17 protein-coding genes and 1 pseudogene are annotated in these 20,039 nt (G+C 44.1%); 8 read left to right on the forward strand and 10 right to left on the reverse strand.

The features are described 5' to 3' along the window. A partial coding sequence (locus BJP37_RS11000; RefSeq protein ID WP_075898790.1) for a XisI protein occupies positions 1-232 on the forward strand: 232 nt, incomplete at its 5' end. An 11-nt stretch (positions 233-243) separates the two neighbouring features. Here the strand turns inward: BJP37_RS11000 and BJP37_RS38950 are convergent. Beyond that, on the reverse strand, positions 244-393 hold the full coding sequence (locus BJP37_RS38950) for a hypothetical protein (protein WP_158069527.1): 150 nt from the start codon (positions 391-393) through the stop codon (positions 244-246). Positions 394-409: 16 nt separating this feature from the next. Between BJP37_RS38950 and BJP37_RS11005 the strand changes: the two are divergent. Beyond that, positions 410-1,371 (forward strand): annotated as a pseudogene (locus BJP37_RS11005) (formylglycine-generating enzyme family protein). 406 nt (positions 1,372-1,777) lie between these two features. Beyond that, complete coding sequence (locus tag BJP37_RS11010; RefSeq protein ID WP_075898792.1) at positions 1,778-2,752, forward strand: HAD family hydrolase; 975 nt, start codon at positions 1,778-1,780, stop codon at positions 2,750-2,752. A gap of 191 nt (positions 2,753-2,943) precedes the next feature. On the opposite strand, the gene trpA is transcribed toward BJP37_RS11010, so the two are convergent. Genes trpA through ndhL form a run of 3 tightly spaced genes read right to left on the reverse strand, consistent with a single transcriptional unit; the run spans position 2,944 to position 4,364 of the window. Next, positions 2,944-3,741 carry a tryptophan synthase subunit alpha gene (gene trpA, locus BJP37_RS11015; RefSeq protein WP_075898794.1) on the reverse strand — a complete coding sequence of 266 codons (798 nt, stop codon included), beginning with the start codon at positions 3,739-3,741 and terminating at the stop codon, positions 2,944-2,946. A gap of 14 nt (positions 3,742-3,755) precedes the next feature. Further along, the gene (locus BJP37_RS11020; protein ID WP_075898796.1) at positions 3,756-4,121 is read right to left on the reverse strand and encodes a DUF3007 family protein; all 366 of its coding nucleotides are present in this window, start codon (positions 4,119-4,121) and stop codon (positions 3,756-3,758) included. 30 nt (positions 4,122-4,151) lie between these two features. Then, positions 4,152-4,364: an NAD(P)H-quinone oxidoreductase subunit L gene (ndhL, locus tag BJP37_RS11025; protein WP_075898798.1), complete on the reverse strand. Its 213-nt coding sequence runs from the start codon at positions 4,362-4,364 to the stop codon at positions 4,152-4,154. Positions 4,365-5,041: 677 nt separating this feature from the next. On the opposite strand from ndhL, the gene BJP37_RS11030 reads away from it, so the two are divergent. Together BJP37_RS11030 and BJP37_RS11035 are read left to right on the forward strand one after the other, a co-directional pair. Next, a complete protein-coding gene (locus tag BJP37_RS11030) occupies positions 5,042-6,004 on the forward strand; it encodes a DUF4351 domain-containing protein (protein WP_075898801.1) in 963 nt (320 codons plus the stop codon). A gap of 138 nt (positions 6,005-6,142) precedes the next feature. Further along, positions 6,143-7,129 carry a DUF4351 domain-containing protein gene (locus tag BJP37_RS11035; RefSeq protein WP_075898803.1) on the forward strand — a complete coding sequence of 329 codons (987 nt, stop codon included), beginning with the start codon at positions 6,143-6,145 and terminating at the stop codon, positions 7,127-7,129. A 67-nt stretch (positions 7,130-7,196) separates the two neighbouring features. On the opposite strand, the gene BJP37_RS11040 is transcribed toward BJP37_RS11035, so the two are convergent. Continuing rightward, positions 7,197-7,667 carry a CYTH domain-containing protein gene (locus BJP37_RS11040; protein WP_075898805.1) on the reverse strand — a complete coding sequence of 157 codons (471 nt, stop codon included), beginning with the start codon at positions 7,665-7,667 and terminating at the stop codon, positions 7,197-7,199. A 329-nt stretch (positions 7,668-7,996) separates the two neighbouring features. Between BJP37_RS11040 and BJP37_RS38955 the strand changes: the two genes are divergently transcribed. Further along, positions 7,997-8,146, forward strand: a complete 150-nt coding sequence (locus BJP37_RS38955) for a hypothetical protein (protein WP_158069528.1) — start codon at positions 7,997-7,999, stop codon at positions 8,144-8,146. A 38-nt stretch (positions 8,147-8,184) separates the two neighbouring features. Here BJP37_RS38955 and BJP37_RS43465 read toward each other — a convergent pair whose 3' ends face one another. Together BJP37_RS43465 and BJP37_RS11045 are read right to left on the reverse strand one after the other, a co-directional pair. Continuing rightward, positions 8,185-8,310, reverse strand: a complete 126-nt coding sequence (locus BJP37_RS43465; RefSeq protein ID WP_269086984.1) for a hypothetical protein — start codon at positions 8,308-8,310, stop codon at positions 8,185-8,187. An 11-nt stretch (positions 8,311-8,321) separates the two neighbouring features. After that, complete coding sequence (locus tag BJP37_RS11045; RefSeq protein WP_075898807.1) at positions 8,322-12,386, reverse strand: cobaltochelatase subunit CobN; 4,065 nt, start codon at positions 12,384-12,386, stop codon at positions 8,322-8,324. 658 nt (positions 12,387-13,044) lie between these two features. Between BJP37_RS11045 and BJP37_RS11050 the strand changes: the two genes are divergently transcribed. Beyond that, the gene (locus BJP37_RS11050) at positions 13,045-13,722 is read left to right on the forward strand and encodes a response regulator transcription factor (RefSeq protein ID WP_070392220.1); all 678 of its coding nucleotides are present in this window, start codon (positions 13,045-13,047) and stop codon (positions 13,720-13,722) included. Positions 13,723-14,011: 289 nt separating this feature from the next. After that, positions 14,012-15,178, forward strand: a complete 1,167-nt coding sequence (locus tag BJP37_RS11055) for an IS4 family transposase (RefSeq protein ID WP_198954006.1) — start codon at positions 14,012-14,014, stop codon at positions 15,176-15,178. A 1,670-nt stretch (positions 15,179-16,848) separates the two neighbouring features. Here the strand turns inward: BJP37_RS11055 and BJP37_RS43470 are convergent. The 3 genes from BJP37_RS43470 to BJP37_RS11060 form a co-directional block, all read right to left on the reverse strand. Further along, positions 16,849-16,980 carry a hypothetical protein gene (locus tag BJP37_RS43470; protein ID WP_269086985.1) on the reverse strand — a complete coding sequence of 44 codons (132 nt, stop codon included), beginning with the start codon at positions 16,978-16,980 and terminating at the stop codon, positions 16,849-16,851. Positions 16,981-17,678: 698 nt separating this feature from the next. After that, positions 17,679-17,843, reverse strand: a complete 165-nt coding sequence (locus BJP37_RS40940) for a hypothetical protein (protein WP_198954007.1) — start codon at positions 17,841-17,843, stop codon at positions 17,679-17,681. 214 nt (positions 17,844-18,057) lie between these two features. Continuing rightward, the coding region (locus tag BJP37_RS11060; protein ID WP_158069529.1) for a WD40 repeat domain-containing protein at positions 18,058-20,039 on the reverse strand (1,982 nt) is incomplete at its 5' end.

The raw sequence follows: 20,039 nt of genomic DNA on the forward strand, positions 1-20,039 counted from the left end.
CACAGAACATGACCATTATCAACTTCTAGATATCGGCTGGGATGGACTCAAACGAGTTTATAACTGTTTCATCCATTTAGATATCAAAGATGGTAGAATTTGGATTCAGCGAAATATGACAGAAGCTGATTTGGCACAAGATTTGGTGGAAATGGGTATACCAAAAGACGATATTATTCTCGGTTTACATCCCAGTTATAAACGTCCTTACACAGGCTATGGAGTGGCTTAGTGATATTCAGCTTATGGGCTATGGGCACGGTACTTGAGGTGCCATTGGTCTTTGGGCAACGCCTGATAGCTGAACGGATCGCTGACCGCTAAATGCCTACGTACTAATAGCTTTTCTGACTCAACAATTAACACTCCTTGGTTAAAATCACTTCTATTCAAACTTTTCCTCAGTTTCCTGACAGTATGCCTAGTCCTTGGCACTGCCACACAAGTCAAGGCATCTCCCACGGTAAATAGCTGCCCTCAAGGTATGACCTTCATTCCTGGGGGCACTTTCAAGATGGGTTCCGACGTTTACTATCCTTCCGAGCGCTCTGCCGAAGATGTCACCGTTGAGAGCTTCTGCATCGATAAATACGAAGTCACTAACGCCGAATTTGCCAAATTTGTCAAGGAAACGGGTTATATTACAGTAGCAGAGCGTCCCCTCTCCTCCGAACAGTTTCCGGACTTAACAGAGGAGCAACGGGCACCTTCCTAGTCTTTCAGATGCCGGACAATGGGGTTAGACCAGTGGGTTACCTGAGCTGGTGGAAGTGGACTCCTGGGGCTGACTGGCGACATCCCTTTGGTCCAAAGAGCGACATTAAGGGTAAAAAGAACTATCCCGTCGTCCATGTTGCCTATGAAGACGTTCAAGCCTATGCTAAGTGGGCAGGGAAGTCAGTACCCACAGAAGCCCAATGGGAATATGCTGCTCACGGTGGACTGGATGATGCCACCTACAGCTGGGGTGAGCAATACTCGGCCCAGAAGGCGAATACCTGGCAAGGATTCTTCCCCTTTTTCAACACCAAAGCTGATGGTCACACCGGCACTGCACCTGTAGGTTCCTTTGAACCAAATGGTTATGGTTTGTATGACATAACTGGTAATGTCTGGGAGTGGACTTCAGATTGGTATAGCATCGGTCACAATGGCAAAGCCCACAGCCTTAATCCTACAGGACCTAATCAAAAAGAAAGCTTCGACCCGAGAGAACCGGGTGTTGCTAAACATGTAATTAAAGGCGGGTCTTACCTGTGTGCTCCTAATTATTGTAGTCGCTATCGTCCTGCTGCTCGGGAGTCTCAATCACCGGATACAGGAACGACTCACATTGGATTTAGGTTAGTCAAGCCTGATAATTTTTCCTAAATCTGAAAAAATTATATAGCATTTATTCAAAGTCCCCCTTTTTAAGGGGGATTTAGGGGGATCCCTTTGTACCTCATGGGAAAGACAATTGCTATAGAATTGATTATTTGCTTGGTTACTCTCCTGATTGAAATGAGATAGAACATTATTGGTTTCCGATTAAAAACCAACGGAGAAAGTCACGTGGTACGATTGAATATTTACGAGAGGGAGTAGACATGGCTGTTCCGCTAACCTCCTAATCTATAATTCGACTGCTATAACCCTGTTCTAGGAAACATTTTTGTGTCTTGGAACAGGGTTAACTAATGGGAAAAGATTATATTGACAAGATTGGTTTAGTCGGTAAAAATAGCCTTGTTTGCCTTGAAGCGGATCAGCAATTACACCCGATAAATCTTAGGTCATGAAAAAAAGAACGTTTTTAGTTTTCCTGTCGATTCTCTTATCAGTGTTTTACCTAGGAGGCTTTGTCCGATGTGCCCCTGCTGCTGCGGACTATGACCCCTTACTGTCTTGGAATCAGGGTGCGGCTAAGCAAACGATTGTTAACTTTGTACAAGAGGTTACCAATCCCAACAGTGATAACTACGTTCGTCCTAGCGGACGCATCGCGGTCTTTGATAATGATGGAACCCTGTGGACTGAAAAACCCAAAAATATTTACGGGTTATTTATCAAAGATATGCTATGGAATGCCTTTTCAACTAAAAGGAATGCCATTTTTGAAGACCTCAAACTGCAGGGATTAACACCGGAAGACTATAAACAGAAGGCGAGGTTCTTTTTGGATAATTCCAAGCATCCAGACTTTGGTATTCCATACATACAGGTGACTTACCAGCCCATAGTTGAACTGGTCAATTATCTCAGGAGTAATGATTTCAAGGTCTATATTTGTTCTGGGGCGGGACTTGATTTCATTCGCTCCTATGCCGAAGATGCCTACGGTGTTCCCCCTGAAAATATTATTGGTACTACCGTCCAAACCAAGTTTATTACCAAAGACGATGGCTCTCATGTCTTGGTTAAGACACCAATACTGGTCAAACCGATTAATAATAACGAAGGTAAAGTAGTGGACATTGACCGCTACATTGGTAAAAAACCAATTATTACAGTTGGTAATTCCGATGGTGATTTAGAAATGCTTCAGTACACTGACGAGCAAGACGGTCCAGCTTTGATGATGCTGGTTCACCACGATGATCCCCGGGAATATGTCTACGATACAGGTGCCGAGAATGCTCTGCAGGAGGCCCAAGGTCGTGGTTGGACAGTTATCAGTATGAAAGAGGATTTCGTAACAGTGTTTGGAAACGAAATTGATATAGCAAAGGGAACAGGGAACAGGGAACAGGGAACAGGGAGTAGGAAGTAGGGAGTAGGGAATATGGCATCAAAATTCTCTCAATTCCTACACGGATTGCTATAAATCCCAGAAAGAATTTCAATCCGAGAACCCATCTGGATATGAAACAACATCTAAATACGAACGATTAATGCGCTCAGTAGTTTCTGATCCGTATCCTAGACCGTGACAGTAAATGCCAAGCCCTAGGATCCATGGCTTCACTCCGTAATTGCTAATTTCAGGCTTTGGCAAAAGTCTCCAATGGCTGACAAGCCTTCTGATGGAGTGCCATCTGCCAAACGCTTTACGATAGCGCTACCGACAATCACGGCATCTGCTCCCCAATCTTTGACCTGCTTAGCTTGTTCTGGCTGGGAGATACCAAAGCCAACCCCAATTGGCTTATCAGTGAGAGCACGCATCTGATTGAGTAAGTCTTTTACCCGTGATTGCAGCTGAGTTCTCATGCCGGTGACACCGGTAACACTGACTAGGTAAATAAAGCCCTGAGACTGTTTAGCGATCGCTTCAATCCGTTCTGTTGGTGAAGTTGGTGCCACTAACAATATCACTTCAATCCCGAGCTCTGCTGCGGGTTTCAGCAAGATTTCAGCTTCTTCCAGGGGTAAGTCAGGCACCACTAAGCCTTTCGCCCCCACTTGAGCAATCTGCTCTAAGAAGGAATTAATCCCTCGGTTGAGAATGGGATTGTAGTAGGTAAATAGGACAATTGGCGCTTGTATCTCTGGGCTAATGTCCTTTACCATTGCCAGAACATCATCCAACTGCACACCTTTTTGTAATGCTCTAGTAGCTGCAGCATGGATAGTTGGGCCATCGGCCAAGGGGTCAGAATAGGGTACTCCCAGTTCAATGATGTCAGCACCGGATTGGTCGAGTACCCGCAAGGCTTTAGCTGTGGTTTCTAAATCGGGATCCCCAGCGGTAATAAAAGGAATCAGAGCACACTGGGACTTAGATCTCAGGGATCCGAAGCAATCGGAAATTTTTGTCATTGGTGATTCGTAATCTAGTGTTGCCTCTGCCCCTCCTGCTTAAGGGGGGATATGGAGGAATCGTCCTGTGCCTTGGTCAAACGCTTTTCCTGTTCCACCTCTGCTTGGAGTTGGGCAAGTTCTTCTGGTGTCATTTCTTCGAGTCGCTTTTGCAGGACAGCATCTTTATACTCTTTCACCTGCTGGTTATAGGTCATGGTTTGGGTGAAGGCTCGAAACAAGTAGGTTAGCACCCACCCAAATAACCCCCCAACCAAGAGGACTTGACTCCAAATCCCGGCTTGGATGTGATCGTACCCAGCCAGCTGAAAGATTAAGTAGGCTATGCCGCCAGCAGCAAAGATACCAAGGGCAATTCCAATCGCGTCAATTCGTCGCATGAATTACTAATGATCGCTTATGTGACTGACTTACCCTTGTGGCTGACGCCGCTTGGGGCGGAGGTTTAAGATTGGACTGAAGAGTAATAAACCTGGAAAGAATAAGAAGACCAGGAAGTACATGAAGCCCCGCTCGAAGGAGCTACAAACGTACCACCGTTTCTGTAGGTAGAGATAGATGGCCAGAGGGAATACCAATAAGTAGGCTCCTGCCAAAGACAGGTACAGTATCGCAGTAATCATAAAATTTTGGTTTCGGACACAGAAGACAAAAATGCGTTCGCGTAGCGTGACCATTCGCTTAGCGTGGCCCAAAGGCCAAGGTCAATCGCTCAACCCTACTATACTACCTTAGGTCGAACATGCTGCCCTGTGTTCCCCCAGAGGCAGACTTTGCCCCCTCTTAAAAATTTCAAAAATTTCAATACTATACTTGCATAGTAGCCCCAGTTCATGGTTAAATAGAAAACAGTGAAATCACAGTGGTTGATGGGTAAACAAAAACCCACAGCTATCTGATATTAACCAGGGGGCGTGGCGGAATGGTAGACGCTACGGACTTAAGGAAATTGAGCACTGATAGAGAAATCTGTCATGTGAATGCTCTCAAATTCAGGGAAACCTAAGTCTGGTAACAGATAAGGCAATCCTGAGCCAAGCCGGGAAAACCTCTCGGAAGGTGCAGAGACTCGACGGGAGCTACCCTAACGTAAAGCCGAGGGTAAAGGGAGAGTCCAATTCTCAAGAGCCAGCTATGGCAGTAGCGAAAGCTACGGGAGAATGAAAATCCGTTGACCTTAAACGGTCGTGTGGGTTCAAGTCCCACCGCCCCCATTTATACGTACGAAAGAGATATTTTCAGAGCAGGGAAACAGGGTTTGGTGATTAATTAGATGAATCAGCCGAACTAGAGGAAATTAATGATTAACCCAGCAGCGGACTATGATTCCCCCTGGAAAGACACCCTGGAATGGTACTTTGAGCCCTTCATTGCCCTGTGCTTTGCCCACATTCATAGTCAAATCAACTGGTCTCGTCCCAGTGAGTTCCTCGACAAAGAACTGCAAAAGGTGGTGCGCGACGCGGAAGTAGGACGTCGATGGGCTGACAAACTGGTTAAGGTCTGGCTCAACAATGGTCAAGAAACCTGGATTTTAATTCATGTGGAAGTCCAAGGGGAAAAACAGAAGGAGTTTGCTAAACGGATGTACACCTACCACCATCGGATTAGCGGACGCTACAATCGACCAGTGGCCAGTTTAGCGGTCCTGAGTGATACCAACCCCCAGTGGCGACCAACCCAATACAGTACCGAAATCTTCGGCTGTAAAATCCAGTTCAATTTTTTGATGGTGAAACTGTTAGACTACAAACAGCAGTGGCCAGAATTAGAACAAAGTGCCAATCCCTTTGCCACGGTGATCATGGCTCACCTGAAAGCAGTTGATACTCGTAGTGATGGCCAGCAACGGAAAATCTGGAAAATGGCTCTGACCAGACGATTGTACCAGCAAGGGTATCAGCGACAAGACATTTTAAACTTATATCACTTCATCGACTGGGTAATGCACTTACCCTCAGCACTAGAACAAACCTTTCGTGAAGAACTTAACCAGTACGAACAGGAGGTCAACATGAAGTATGTCACGAGTATCGAAAGGTTGGGCATTAAGCAAGGTCGTCAAGAAGGTCGTCAGGAAGAAGCTGAGCGACTGCTACTACGATTGCTTCACAGGCGCTTTGGAGAGTTATCCCCTGAGATTCAAGCTCGTGTGAAGGGGTTGAGTGTCGAAAAGTTAGAACAGTTAATGGATGTGGCCATTGATGTAGAATCTGTTGAGCAATTAGTAGACCATTTGCCAGCACCCGAAGCCGCTAATTAAAACGCTGATTAAAACCAGGACTGATATGTCCTGTATCTATTCTGAAGGGTTAATCACAATTAATCCTTCACTATTTTTTGACCAGGGAAACAGGGTTTGGTGATTAATTAGATGAATCAGCCGAACTAGAGGAAATTAATGATTAACCCAGCAGCGGACTATGATTCCCCCTGGAAAGACACCCTGGAATGGTACTTTGAGCCCTTCATTGCCCTGTGCTTTGCCCACATTCATAGTCAAATCAACTGGTCTCGTCCCAGTGAGTTCCTCGACAAAGAACTGCAAAAGGTGGTGCGCGACGCGGAAGTAGGACGTCGATGGGCTGACAAACTGGTTAAGGTCTGGCTCAACAATGGTCAAGAAACCTGGATTTTAATTCATGTGGAAGTCCAAGGGGAAAAACAGAAGGAGTTTGCTAAACGGATGTACACCTACCACCATCGGATTAGCGGACGCTACAATCGACCAGTGGCCAGTTTAGCGGTCCTGAGTGATACCAACCCCCAGTGGCGACCAACCCAATACAGTACCGAAATCTTCGGCTGTAAAATCCAGTTCAATTTTTTGATGGTGAAACTGTTAGACTACAAACAGCAGTGGCCAGAATTAGAACAAAGTGCCAATCCCTTTGCCACGGTGATCATGGCTCACCTGAAAGCAGTTGATACTCGCAGTGATGGCCAGCAACGGAAAATCTGGAAAATGGCTCTGACCAGACGATTGTACGAGCAAGGGTATCAGCGACAAGACATCCTAAACTTATATCACTTCATTGACTGGGTAATGCACTTACCCTCAGCACTAGAAGAAGCATTTAGTGAAGAACTTAACCACTACGAACAGGAGGTCAACATGAAGTATGTCACGAGTATCGAAAGGTTAGGAATTAAGCAAGGTCGTCAAGAAGGTATTTTAGAAGGTCGTCAAGAAGGTCGTCAGGAAGAAGCTGAGCGACTGCTGCTACGATTGCTTCAAAGGCGCTTTGGAGAGTTATCCCCTGAGATTCAAGCTCGTGTGAAGGGTTTGAGTGTCGAAAAATTAGAACAGTTAATGGATGTGGCCATTGATGTAGAATCTATTGAGCAATTAGTAGACCATTTGCCAGCACCCGAAGCCGCTAATTAAAACCAGGACTGATATATAAATCCAAGTTCTGTTTCATACCCCAGACCCCACACCCTATAGCCTAGATTTAGTGTAACCATTGACTATAGGGATGCTGAACTAAATTGGAGTTGAAGTATCTCGGATCATTAGATACTTCAATTCCAATCCATTCTGGTAGTTCAATGTCCTGATTTTCATCAGTTAGTTCAACTTCTGCCAAAATTAATCCTTGATTATCCCCAGCAAACTCATCCACTTCCCAAATCAAGCCAGCGTGTTCAATTTTATAACGAGTTTTCTCAATTAAGGGACCCTGGCACAAAGTATCGAGCATTTCTTGAGCATCCGATCCTGGGATAGGATACTCATACTCTTTTCTAGAAAAACCCACCTTTGGACTTTTGATAGTAAGATATCCTTGATTTCCCACCAGGCGCACCCGGACAGTAGTGCGGTTGGTTGTACGAATGTAACCTTGGCGATAAACACTACCAGTGCCTAGTTTCCGCCACTCTTCGCCTTTAACTAGAAATTTCCGTTCAATTTCAGTTGCCATGGGTACAAAGTATAGTGTAAATGGATATTTTTAGTCATTGGTTATTTGAAAATTAACCATTTTTCATTGACTATTCTTGATTGTGAATTTTAAAATTAGATAAAGTCCTAACTATTAGGCTTATTGCTATAGTAATCAAAAACTTTACAATCTTGCCTATTTAGTTAGCGATCGCTTCATATTAAACTACTAGAGTTAATCCGGATTCCTTTATTTTGGCAAGAAATCTAAAAATAGAGAGCCAATTGCGTAGAGTTACTCATAAAGGAACTCATCGTTGCGGCTAATGCCAATAGCTAATCTAAGTAAAATTATCAGGATAAACATCGATGTCCCAAGATTCAAACACCCAAAATAGTGGAGCAGCAGCATTAATTGATGAAATGAAAAAATTTGCTAAATTAGCTGAAGAGTTACAAAAGCAAACTAAAAACTCTAGGGAACAAGGCTATTCAGGCAAAGGCCATAATATCTGGTGAACGAGTATAGTTAGGATAAAATAAATATACTCACACTCTTATCGATAGGCTAAACTAATGTAGGGTAAACGAGTGTAGGGTGAACCAGTCAGTGAAAGATTTTCAGGTTTAGCAATCGGGATGACTACGAGCAAGATGGTCACCCGATTACCACACTCGGTCACTCCACACCTTCTTATCCTAGAGCCGTCACGCCTTCAATCTCCTGATCGGCGAGGTCATACAACTCCCGTAACTTCTGTAAGGTTTCCTGATTCGGTTCCCAGAATCCTCGCCCATTTGCCTCTAACATCCGGCCTACAATATTACGAAATGCCTCAGGATTTGCCTGTCGCAACCTCTTGGCCATTTCTTCATCCAAGGCATAAGTATCTGCTGCTTGGTCATACACCCAGTTATCTTGAAAATCAGCAGTACCCCCCCAACCAATCAATGCTGTCATCCGTTGGGAAATCTCATAAGCTCCCCCAGACCCCTGATTGGCCATCGCTTCAGCCCACTTGGGATTGAGTAACTTTGTCCGATACTCCAATCGCAACAAATCCTCTAGCTTCCGGGGTGTAGTATCCTTTGAGAAACTTTCCACAAAACTGGCATTAACGGTCTTACCCCCTTGCTTTTCGGCTGCTCGCTTCAAGCCTCCAGTATTAGCATAGTATTCTTGAATATCCGTCAGCCCATATTCCACCGAATCAATTTCCTGGACTATACGACTGGTACTTTGTAGCAGCTGCTCCATCACTTCCGGACGGGCTTGACCTTTATCTTGCCGTCCATAACTAAATACATTGCGGCTTTGCCATGTATTCGCTAATTCATCTCCCGATTCCCAATTACCATCGACTACTTGGTCATTGACCAGAGAACCATAATCCCCGGCTGGATTAGAAAACAACCGAGCAGAAACATTGTCTACCCCTTGCGATCGCAAAGCTAACCCATGCTTGCGGATAAAATTCTCTTCTTCCGGTTCATCTGCCTCAGTCGCCCTAAGAAACAAATCATCGAGCAGCTCAACAATATTGACAAAACTATCCCGAAAAATCCCTGACAGATTTGCCAACACATCAATTCTAGGATGACCTACCTCAGCCAAGGGCATCAAATCATACCGTACAATCCGTCCCGTTCCCTCTTTAACAGGTGCTGCACCTACTAACTCCAATAAAATCCCCAAGGATTCCCCACGAGTCTTGATCGCATCCAATCCCCATAGCATTACCGCAACAGTTTCCGGATACTCGTGATGTTCCTCAAGATGCTGGGCAATAATTTTCCTGGCCACCTCCCTGCCCCGTTCATAAGCTGCCGGAGATGGCATCCGATAAGGATCCAAAGCGTGAATATTCCGTCCTGTTGGCAAAACCCCAGGACCATCCCGCAACAAATCCCCCCCAGGAGCTGGAGGAATATACTCGCCATTCAACCCCCGCAACAAATTCGTCAACTCTTCCCCAGTCTGCATCAACAACTCACCAATCCGTAACGCCTCCTCAAGCTTCTCATCCTCGACCTGTTCACGTGCTTCTGGTGTTTGGGATTCAAATTCTCCATCGACAATGGCTTTAACCATTGCTTCCGAGACATCTTCCCCAAAATAAGCCCGCAGATAAGACTCTAACTGTTCCGAATCAGGCACTTGACCTAGAGTGTGCAGCCCAGAAGAAAACAATCGTTGTTCCAGCACTAGCAGGTAATCGTACAGCTTGACAAGATAGCGATTAAAGGAATCAGCACTAAACATCTGGGCATTCTCTGGACTGAAAGCAATTCCCAAACCTTTAGCATCCTCAAAGGGACAATCGGTATCCAAGCCACTATCGATAATCTTTTTACAAATTGCTTCTTTCAAGACATAGTTCTTTTCAGGGTCCTCCCGATACTCCGAGATTAAATCCCGTAGCACGACCAACTCCTTATACAAACCAGCCCGACCATAAGGGGGTACATTATGGGAAACCAACACCCCATAACCGCGACGCTTGGCCAACATAGACTCTGAAGGATTATTGGCGGCATAGATATATAGATTCGGGATATTTCCTAGCAAAATATCCGACCAAGAATACCCCGTATTCCCCAGGGGCGAACCAGGCAACCATTCCACGGTGCCATGCATGCCAAAATGCACCACCGCATGGGCATCAAAATCATTCTGTAACCACTTATAAAAGGCCGTGTACTGGGGATGTGGGGTCAAGTCTCGCTCAAACATCAGTCGCATCGGGTCTCCAGAAATACCCAGGGGTGGTTGTACCCCAATCCAGACATTTCCTAACTCAATCCCACCAATCTCGAACTCATCCCCATTGGTTTTGATTCCTGTACCAGTCAAGGATTGCCATTGTTTTTCAATACGGGTAGTTAGCAAGTAGCCTAACCATTCTTGTAGGGTTTTAACGTTAACTGTGGTCGAAGGTTGAATGTTGGTGGTTGCTGGTTGAATGTTGGTGGTTGCTGGTTGAATGTTGCTGGTTGAATGTTGCTGGTTAGAACATTCACCATTCAAGCTGTCACCATTCAAGCTGTCACCATTCAAGCCTTCGTCTGCTGCTTTCACCCAGCGGATTAGTTCTTCCCCATCTTCTGGTAATTCCCCAACAGTGTAACCTTGTTCTTTTAAAGCGTGGAGGAATTTAAGAAGCGATCGCGGTACATTCAATAAGGCTGCTGTTCCTGTTGCTCCATACCCAGGAGGGAAACCATAGAGAATAATCGCAATTCGTCTTTGGTCTGGTGGGGTTTGCCTGAGTTGAATCCAACGCTTTACCCGTCCAGTCAGTCGCTTAACTCGTTCGGGAATCAGATAAATATTTTCTCCGACTAAACCACCTAGGGGTACAGTATCAATTGCTCCATCCAATTCCGGCAATGCATATAAAACGACACTTTGCAACCCCCCAATGCCTTGTCTTGTCCAAGAGTAAATATCTTGAATCAGTAGGGGTGCAGCAATACAATAAGGGACATTCTTAGCAGTGAGAATACGTTTAGCTACAGCCACCTGTCTTCCTGCCTCCATAGAACCAGCTGGACCCCCTACCAACGGGAAACCGATGGTAGACACAATGGCATCAACTTCTACAGCGTCTTTAGACAGGGAAGGAGTTTCTACGTTATCCAGTTGTCGCTGTTGGGTTTCATAAGCAGATGTCATCCAATCCCGCACAGCTACATGACCTTCTACACCATTGATAAAGATGGGTAAAGGAGTTAATCCAGCTTCCTCAAAGTAGCGAATTAACTGGGGAATATAAGGTTGTTTTGTAACTACATGTTTACGATAAAGCAGAATACCAACAACAGGGTTTTCTCTAGGGTTAGTGGGTTGTTCGCGTAGCGTGGCCTTTTGGCCAAGGTTGGCAGGTTGAAGGTTGGCAGGTTGAAGGTTGACAGGTTGAAGGTTGGTGGGTTGAAGGTTGGTGGGTTGAAGGTTGGTGGGTTGAAGGTTGGTGGGTTGAAGGTTAGTTGGTTGAGAGCGTAGCGTGGCCTTTTGGCCAAGGTTGTGTTGAGAAGCTAGCGGGCTGGTAGGGCTTTTCCCAATAACGTTTAATTGTTTAACTTTTAAGCTTTTGTACCATTCTAGGTATTGTCGTGGAGATTCAAAATACCCGTCGTAGTCCGGATGGAGTAGCCCCATGTTTGGAGTTTCCACTGGTGGCGGAATTTCTCCGACTTTCAGCTCTAAGTATTTCTCTGCCAAGGTCCAGAACATAGATGCCACATTGTCTGAGCCACCAGCATTCCAGTAACCGTAGATAATTAGCCAATTCCGCAAGTCTTGGACTTTTCTAGCAGGAATATATTTCAGCAGCTTCGGACCAATTTTCAAAAAACTGATATAACCGGCTAAGCGGTCTTCTTCCCGACCGTTGCTGAATTTGTCCAAGATGAATTTTACTGGCTTGGGCATCCCCTTGGGTTTATCCCCAATTTTGAACTGACCAATTTGAGTCAGGCTGATCAGTTCTAGAGCTGACTCGAATACCAAGCGGATGGGAATGTGTTGGATGCGATCGCGTAACCATAAAACTTGGTCATAATCGAATAGTAGACTACCGAAGAAGACTTGGGCATCTTGGAGGGCAGCGTCTACAGTATCAGGGTTGGCAGTGATTTCGCGATCGCTAAATACTCTAATATCCAGTTCCGGACAGCGTATGGTGGCTAACTCAGCAGCTTTGCGATACAAGTCAGCGTTGAAGGATTCAAATCCTGCTATCAGTACAATGCGTTTCATGGAACCAGCTCGAAATAATTCTTTACACTTCGATCATATTTGATCATAATCGTACTGATCGGCTAACACTCCTAGTGCCCTTGGGTAAGTCGTGCCATGATTGAGAAGAATTATTAATTATAATTTGGTGCAGTTGTCAGCAACTTCGGACAATAGAACTTTGGACAAGGGAAAAATAATTGACGAAAACAGTATCAAAAAGCGCTACCTTGCTGAGCCGAAGTTGCCTATTTTTATTAGTTTGATTTCTAGATCTCAACTAACAATGCTGTAGTTGACGATTCCTCATAAGCCATTACCAAAAATACCAGGACTATTTGGTAACTGATGTAAGCATTCAGCTATCAGCTAATGCGCTACGCGCACGCGTGCGCGTTCAGCTATCAGCCAAAAGCGCTGTAGCCACGCTACCGGAACAGTTTATGCCCATAGCCAACGCTACACCGAACAGCTTTTCAATAAAATAAGCTGACGGCTGAACGCGCACGCGTGAGCCTTTGGCTGACGGCTGACGGCTGAATACTTACTAACTGATTAACCGGACTTACTATCAATCATCTTGGCAGTATCATGGAAAACTCGCGAATTTTTCTACAGTTGTCAAAAAATTGGTCATAATCAAAGATAAAACTCAGGTAATCATTCAGAGGTGCTGAAGATGAGGATTTTACTAGTAGAAGATGATGAGCGGATTACCGACGCCCTTGCTGAAGACCTCACCGACCAGCATTATGTCGTGGATGTTGCCAATGATGGTCAAGTGGGTAGGGAACTAGTAGAGAGCTTCAGCTATGATTTAATTTTGTTAGATGTCATGCTGCCAAAGATTGATGGTATTACCCTTTGCCGAAAGTTGCGCTCCCAAGGCGACCTTACTCCCATTCTAATGCTGACGGCTCGGGATACCATCAATGATAAAATTTTAGGACTTGATGCTGGTGCAGATGATTATCTAGTCAAACCCTTTGATTTAGGAGAGTTGTCCGCTAGGATTCGGGCCTTACTGCGCCGGGGAAATACTACTTTACCACCTGTACTGGAATGGGATTCTCTCCGCCTTGATCCCAGTACCTGTGAAGTCTTCTATGAAGACCGCCTCTTGTCCCTAAGTCCAAAAGAGTATGCTCTGCTAGAATTTTTCCTGCGCCATCCTCGCCGTGTGTTTAGCCGTGCTCAAATCCTGGAAAACCTCTGGTCCTTTGAACGACTACCAGAAGAAGCAACCGTTAAAGCTCATATCCGAGGTTTACGACAGAAACTCGATGCAGCAGGAGCTCCCTCTGATTTGATTGAGACAGTCTATGGTTTGGGTTATCGTCTGAAAGAAAATCCCTAATATCATGTCCTGATAATTATTGATAACAAACCTTCTGAGATTAAACCTTACTCCTTTCCTTCAGCATAGCTGCCTTCTGCCCTCTGCCTTCGATTCAGCGCAAGGGTGTCAGTATTCAACCGGACATGATATTACCGATTCGTAACCTCAGGTAAAGCTTCAGCAGAAACTCCCCCCTTAACGAGATTGGGGGGAGTAATTTTTCTCTCACGGGGTGACAACCCCGTGAAAACCCAACCAGATTGAGATTTTCAGGAATTGATGGTAGAAAAAGATCGGTCTTGAACTTGTGAGCCAGACCGATCAAAAAATGATATTACCTGAACTATATCTTACTCACCTATCAAAATACTTCAGTGAGGCTCAATTAATCACTTTAGAAATCTTGGTGTGGCTACTGCAAATCCATAAACAGATTAAGATTGAAAGGTTAGCAGCTCATTTTCCTTTACCAATTAAGTACGAAAGTCGCCGTCGTCATCTTCAAAGGTTTTTAAAGTTACATTTTTTCTCAGTATCTCTGATTTGGTTACCAATTATTAAAACAATAATCTCTAATAAATATCAAAAAAAAGAGAGGTTATATTTAGTGTTGGATAGAACTCAATGGCAAGATAAAAACTTGTTTATGGTGGGGGTAATTATTGGAAAACGGGCACTCCCAATTTACTGGCATTTCCTCCATAAAAGAGGTGCCAGTAATTGTGATGAGCAAAAAGCAATACTAACACCAGTATTAAAGTTATTGAAAGATTACGAACTCGTGATCTTGGGAGACAGAGAATTTCACAGCGTCATCCTAGCTAAATGGCTGAGGCAAATGAAAGTCTACTTTGTCCTTAGACAAAAAAAGGACACAAATGTGAAAATCAATGGGCAAGATTATCAATCTTTAAGTGCTTTAAAAGAATCTCCAGGACAACGACGATTTTTGACGACCATAAAAGTCACAAAAGAATGGGAATATTCTCAAGTTTACATGGGAATTTATTGGCAGAGGAAATATCGAGGTATGGGAGAAGATGAGCCTTGGTACCTTTTAACTAACTTACCCAGTTTGGAGTCAGCAATCAAAAGTTATAAAAAACGGGTAGGGATAGAAGCGATGTTCCGTGATTGTAAGACAGGTGGTTACAAATTAGAGGGATCTAAAGCGAAGATTGAACGTTTAAACAGTCTAGTTTTGTTGATCGCAATTTCCTACACTATTGCCACGTTCAAAGGATATTCTATTAAACTTAAAGGTCACCAAAAGTATATTGGTCGCTGTAGGAAGTTTAAGCAAACTTTTACAAAAAATAGTAATTTTTGGATAGGTTTATATGGGACAAGTTGGATAGTTTATCACGAGTTTATGAAAGAGTGTGTGGATAAATTAATGAGATTAAGTCCTAATAAGCTCCCTTTTTATCTCCAGGGTCAACGGGCTATGACTATTATACAGCAATCTTTTTAGCTCTCTTGTCACCCCGTGAGAATTTTTCTACAGTAATGATCCAGTGCATTGATGAGCTATGTGTGGACTGGAGTTAAATTGACCGTGATCTCTATTGCACCATTGGTGACAAGTTAAGGAAAATAAGCCCTTGTCAAGGGGGTTTTAGCATTCCCTGAAGTGACAAGTAGCTCTACCATTGAGTAACTCTAAGTCAATTTGGTCATTAGCCAACACCTTTGAGCTCTCTATCTAGATAGTGCTAGTCTTTTTAAGAAACACTAAGGAGCCATGTAAAAATAAGTTGTACAAATTTTATCTGAAATAACTTGTGAGATATAGCTTCCAGAACAAAAAATGTTCAGGTTATTTTTACGCGAGTCCTAATGGTCTTGCAGCGATATTCCGTAGTAAGGCGTTGCTCATTCTGGCTATGATTCCGCCCCCTGACCCCCAATCCTGGGGGAGAAAAGTAAGTTAAAGTCTCCCCCGGTGCGCTTTCCGTAGGCGAATTAAATTCGCCACGGGTCGCACCGCAAAGTTGGGGGATAATGGTGGTATTACCAAAACCAGACGATGCAAATTAATACTTTAATGGTGATGGCGATGTTTTCGGTGCGGGCATATACGGAACCAACCCTTCCAGGGCAGGAATAACTTGAAACATTTCCGCTTTGGTCGCCATCCATAACCACGGTGACCACGGTGACCACCGTTGATTAGGTCCATCGCTACATCTGTATGGTTGAGCTCAGTCAAAAAGCTCTCTGATTCGTGAATATCATTAATTGTTATAAGTGCCATAGAGGCAAATCTCCTGACGAATAGGTTTAGTTTGGAACGAGAATTTGCACACTCAACCCACTAGAACCCTGTCTTTTTTAGTTATTAACTCTATAGGCTCCTAGTTGGAGTTACCCATACCTATCATCGAGTTTTGGGATAACCCAAGACCCTAGGGAGTGTTAAGCACCGTATTTATCGTGGTAACCACAAACTTGGTAAGTAAGGGCACCTTGAATAACGCCAAGACAGCTATCTTACCGATGGGGGCACAATTAAAGTTGCCACCCATTTATTTTTTTCGTTCTCTGAAGAGAATAATAATTTATTGACTGGAGAAAATCAAGTCCTAGGGCGGCTAAATTCTTTAAGAATTATGAATGATGAAGGCTGAATTAAGTAGAAAGTATGAATGCATAAAGGTGAATTAAGTAAGTGGGTTTAATTAATCCGTAAAATGGCGATTGACATTCAAAATGCTTAAAACCCCTTGAATACAGGCTTCCCGCTTCATTTTTGGAGTCTGAGTTTTAAGGTTTATTTATGCCCACCTCACCTACTTATTAAGAAGGATTAAGGAGGAATTAATTATTATTTAAAATCAAGAAGTTTTATTAATAATCAAGAAGTATTATTAAGGATGAAAGATTGATCAGTAGACCTCTTGTAAAAGTATTGTCTTGATGTAGCCCCTCCCCACTCGCGCTTTGCATCAAGACAATGTGTTTAAGTATAGCGTTTTTATTTGAGATGTAAACATAGCATTAATAGGAAAAGGGAAAAGGGAACAGGGAACAGGGAACAGCAGGAAAGAGCTCCGAAGAGTTTTTGATGTTATGAGAAATCAGCAAGATTGTTCATGACCTATTTGTAAATGCGTAAGCTATCAGCGTGTCGCGTATCAGCTATCAGCTATGGGCCTGTGGCCAGGCTACTGATTGGTGCTTTTGAATAAAATAAGCTGACCACTGACGGCACCTCAAGTAGCGTGGCCTACGGCCAACGGCTGTTCGGGAGCAGGTCTTGCGTTGCTGAAACATTAGTACTAGGTCGCATGAGCGCAAGCAATTACCCATTAGGGGGCTATAGATAATGTAAAAATATTATGCATAAGTGAGATGCTGCCCCTATTACCTATTACCTTCCCCTCCTGGGAGGGGTTAGGGGTGGGTTCCTATTACCTTCCCCTCCTGGGAGGGGTTAGGGGTGGGTTCCTATTACCCAAATAAGCGTACAAATGTTCTGCATAAGTGACATGCTCCCGGCTGTTCGCGCAGCGTGGGCGTAGCGCATATGCTTACCGAAAAAATTGGGTTTAAAGCCCCGTCCTTATAGGACGGCTTTCGTTTTCAGCTAAAACTTGACAGTTTTCACAGAGTGTGTTAAATTCAGATTATAAACGATAAACTAAAAAGCTAGATAAATACTATCTAAAAATAAGTAGGCAACGTAAAAAATATGTATCAGATGCATATTGCGTAATTTGGTCTAGCGATGCAGCGCGGTCTTGGGGGTTTCCCCCACTCGCTATTGCATCAAGACAACGAAAGTATTATCAACGAGGTCTAAGGGCTAGATTACTTATATAGTCTGCGTTTTAGATTATTTCGTCGCCCCCTCAGCGATAATACCTGCAAGTTCTGACCTGCAGCAGTCTGTAATTTATCAAGACATTAAGGATGAAGGCCGTCATTTTGGGACAATCGAACGAATTGGCGTCATTTCAGCCTAGGAAAAATCAGGGTTTGACCCCAGTTTGACAGAAAAGACTTCTATCTAAAACTATTAGAAACTTAGCATTAGGCACCAGCTGTTTCAGGGTCTGGGAATAACCTTTGGCATCAGAATAGTTGCGGAACCGAGCGAAAACGACTGGTGGCATCGGTGGTAATAGCCTAATCATGACCCATGTCTTACACCTTAATGTAATGTGTAGTGCTTTATTTGAGGCTGATTCCCTGTCTTGATGCAGCGCAAAGTAGCCGATAATCTATCCAAGATTTCGGCTGTAATGGTAGTATATTTGGTTGGTAGGTACCCGATAAGGCGTTCGCGTAGCGTGGCCTTTAGGCCATGGCTTGAGTACCTACTTCATTTTTCTGTGGACAGGCATGTGATTATTTCGAGTCTGGGGCTAACTGTTGCGCTACTGTTTTGGGGTCTTTATCTATTTCCTCTGTATCTGGATTGAGGTCGATGTCAGGATAGAGTTTTTGCGCTTTTTTAAATTTTTTAACAGCATTTTTTATATTTGGCTCTTCTTGTGATAAAAAAGCCCTACCTTGTCTCACCAGAAACTCTGCTTTGGTTTTATCTTCCCAACTGGCATGCTTAAGACAAGCTTCTCCTGCTTTATTATTTTTAGGCGCAACGAGGTCAGGATGAAATTGTAGCTGATCACATCCCTCTTTTAACCAATCTTTCCAATTTCCAGCCCGCCACAACCGCACTGTTTTGTCCCTACTGCCACTGAGAATCTGTTTGCCATCTGGGCTGAAGGCTATATCAGTGACATAATGTGTATGACCTTCCAAGGTATGGAGAAGTTGACCCGATTCGGTATCCCACAAGCGCACTGTGTTATCCTGACTACCACTGAGAATCTGTTTGCCATCTCGACTAAAGGCGATATCAGTGACAGGACTTGTATGACCTTCCAAGGTATGAAGACGTTGACCGGATTCGGTGTCCCACAAACACACTGTGTTGTCGGAACTGCCACTGAGAATCTGTGTGCCATCTGGACTAAAGGCGATATCTGAGATACTACGTGTATGACCTTGATAGGTATGGAGAAGTTGACCGGATTCGGTGTCCCACAACCGCACTGTTTTGTCACTGCCACTGAGAATCTGTTTGCCATCTGGACTAAAAGCGATATCATTGACCCCACTTGTATGACCTTCTAATGTATGGATGAGTTGACCGGTTTCTGTGTCCCACAAACGCACTGTTTCGTCGCCACTGCCACTGAGAATCTGTTTGCCATCTGGGCTAAAAGCGATCGCATCGACAATATCTCTATGACCTTCTAATGTATGGAGAGGTTGACCGGTTTCGGTGTCCCATAACCGCACTGTGTTGTCAATACTGCCACTGAGAATCTGTTTGCCATCTGGGCTAAAAGCGATATCATAGACAATATCTGTATGACCTTCCAATGTATGGATTAATTGACGGGATTCTGTGTCCCACAACCGCACTGTTTGGTCCCAACTGCCACTGAGAATCTGTTTGCCATCTCGACTAAAAGCGATATCAGTGACCCTACTTGTATGACCTTCTAATGTATGAATTAGTGTACCGGAATCTGTGTCCCACAAACGCACTGTTTGGTCCCAACTGCCACTGAGAATCTGTTTGCCATCTGGACTAAAAGCGATATCAGTGACCCTACTTGTATGACCTTCTAATGTATGAATTAGTGTACCGTAATCTGTGTCCCACAAACGCACTGTTCCCTCGCCATCGCCACTGAGAATCTGTTTGCCATCTGGACTAAAAGCGATATACCATACAGTATTTGTATGACCTTCTAATGTATGGATTAGTTGACCGGTTTCTGTGTCCCATAAACGCACTGTTCCCTCGCCATCGCCACTGATAATCTGTTTGCCATCTGGACTAAAAGCGATATCAGTGACACTACTTGTATGACCTTCTAATGTATGGATTAGTTGACCGGTTTCTGTGTCCCACAAACGCACTGTTCTGTCCTTACTGCCACTGATAATCTGTTTGCCATCTGGACTAAAAGCGATATCATTGACCCAACTTGTATGACCTTGTAATGTATGGATTAGTTGACCGGTTTTTGTCTCCCACAAACGCACTGTGTTGTCCTCACTGTTACTGAGAATCTGTTTGCCATCTGGGCTAAAAGCGATAGTATCAGTGACACTACTTGTATGACCTTCTAATGTATGGATTAGTTGACCGGTTTCTGTGTCCCACAAACGCACTGTGTTGTCCCTACTGCCACTGAGAATCTGTTTGCCATCTGGGCTAAAAGCGATCCCATTGACCAAACTTGTATGACCTTCTAATGTATGGATTAGTTGACCGGTTTCTGTGTCCCCCAAACGCACTGTGTTGTCCC

Source organism: Moorena bouillonii PNG (assembly GCF_001942495.1).
GTDB lineage: Bacteria > Cyanobacteriota > Cyanobacteriia > Cyanobacteriales > Coleofasciculaceae > Moorena > Moorena bouillonii.

Bases quoted from the DNA above. Each gene is read 5' to 3' on its own strand.
- BJP37_RS38955 (WP_158069528.1), top strand. From the start codon at position 7,997: ATGTCCCAAGATTCAAACACCCAAAATAGTGGAGCAGCAGCATTAATT.
- trpA (WP_075898794.1), bottom strand. From the start codon at position 3,741: ATGACAAAAATTTCCGATTGCTTCGGATCCCTGAGATCTAAGTCCCAG.
- BJP37_RS43470 (WP_269086985.1), bottom strand. From the start codon at position 16,980: ATGTTTCAGCAACGCAAGACCTGCTCCCGAACAGCCGTTGGCCGTAGG.
- BJP37_RS40940 (WP_198954007.1), bottom strand. From the start codon at position 17,843: ATGATTAGGCTATTACCACCGATGCCACCAGTCGTTTTCGCTCGGTTC.
- BJP37_RS11040 (WP_075898805.1), bottom strand. From the start codon at position 7,667: ATGGCAACTGAAATTGAACGGAAATTTCTAGTTAAAGGCGAAGAGTGG.
- BJP37_RS11010 (WP_075898792.1), top strand. From the start codon at position 1,778: ATGAAAAAAAGAACGTTTTTAGTTTTCCTGTCGATTCTCTTATCAGTG.
- BJP37_RS11035 (WP_075898803.1), top strand. From the start codon at position 6,143: ATGATTAACCCAGCAGCGGACTATGATTCCCCCTGGAAAGACACCCTG.
- BJP37_RS11030 (WP_075898801.1), top strand. From the start codon at position 5,042: ATGATTAACCCAGCAGCGGACTATGATTCCCCCTGGAAAGACACCCTG.
- BJP37_RS11020 (WP_075898796.1), bottom strand. From the start codon at position 4,121: ATGCGACGAATTGACGCGATTGGAATTGCCCTTGGTATCTTTGCTGCT.
- BJP37_RS11045 (WP_075898807.1), bottom strand. From the start codon at position 12,386: ATGAAACGCATTGTACTGATAGCAGGATTTGAATCCTTCAACGCTGAC.
- BJP37_RS11050 (WP_070392220.1), top strand. From the start codon at position 13,045: ATGAGGATTTTACTAGTAGAAGATGATGAGCGGATTACCGACGCCCTT.
- ndhL (WP_075898798.1), bottom strand. From the start codon at position 4,364: ATGATTACTGCGATACTGTACCTGTCTTTGGCAGGAGCCTACTTATTG.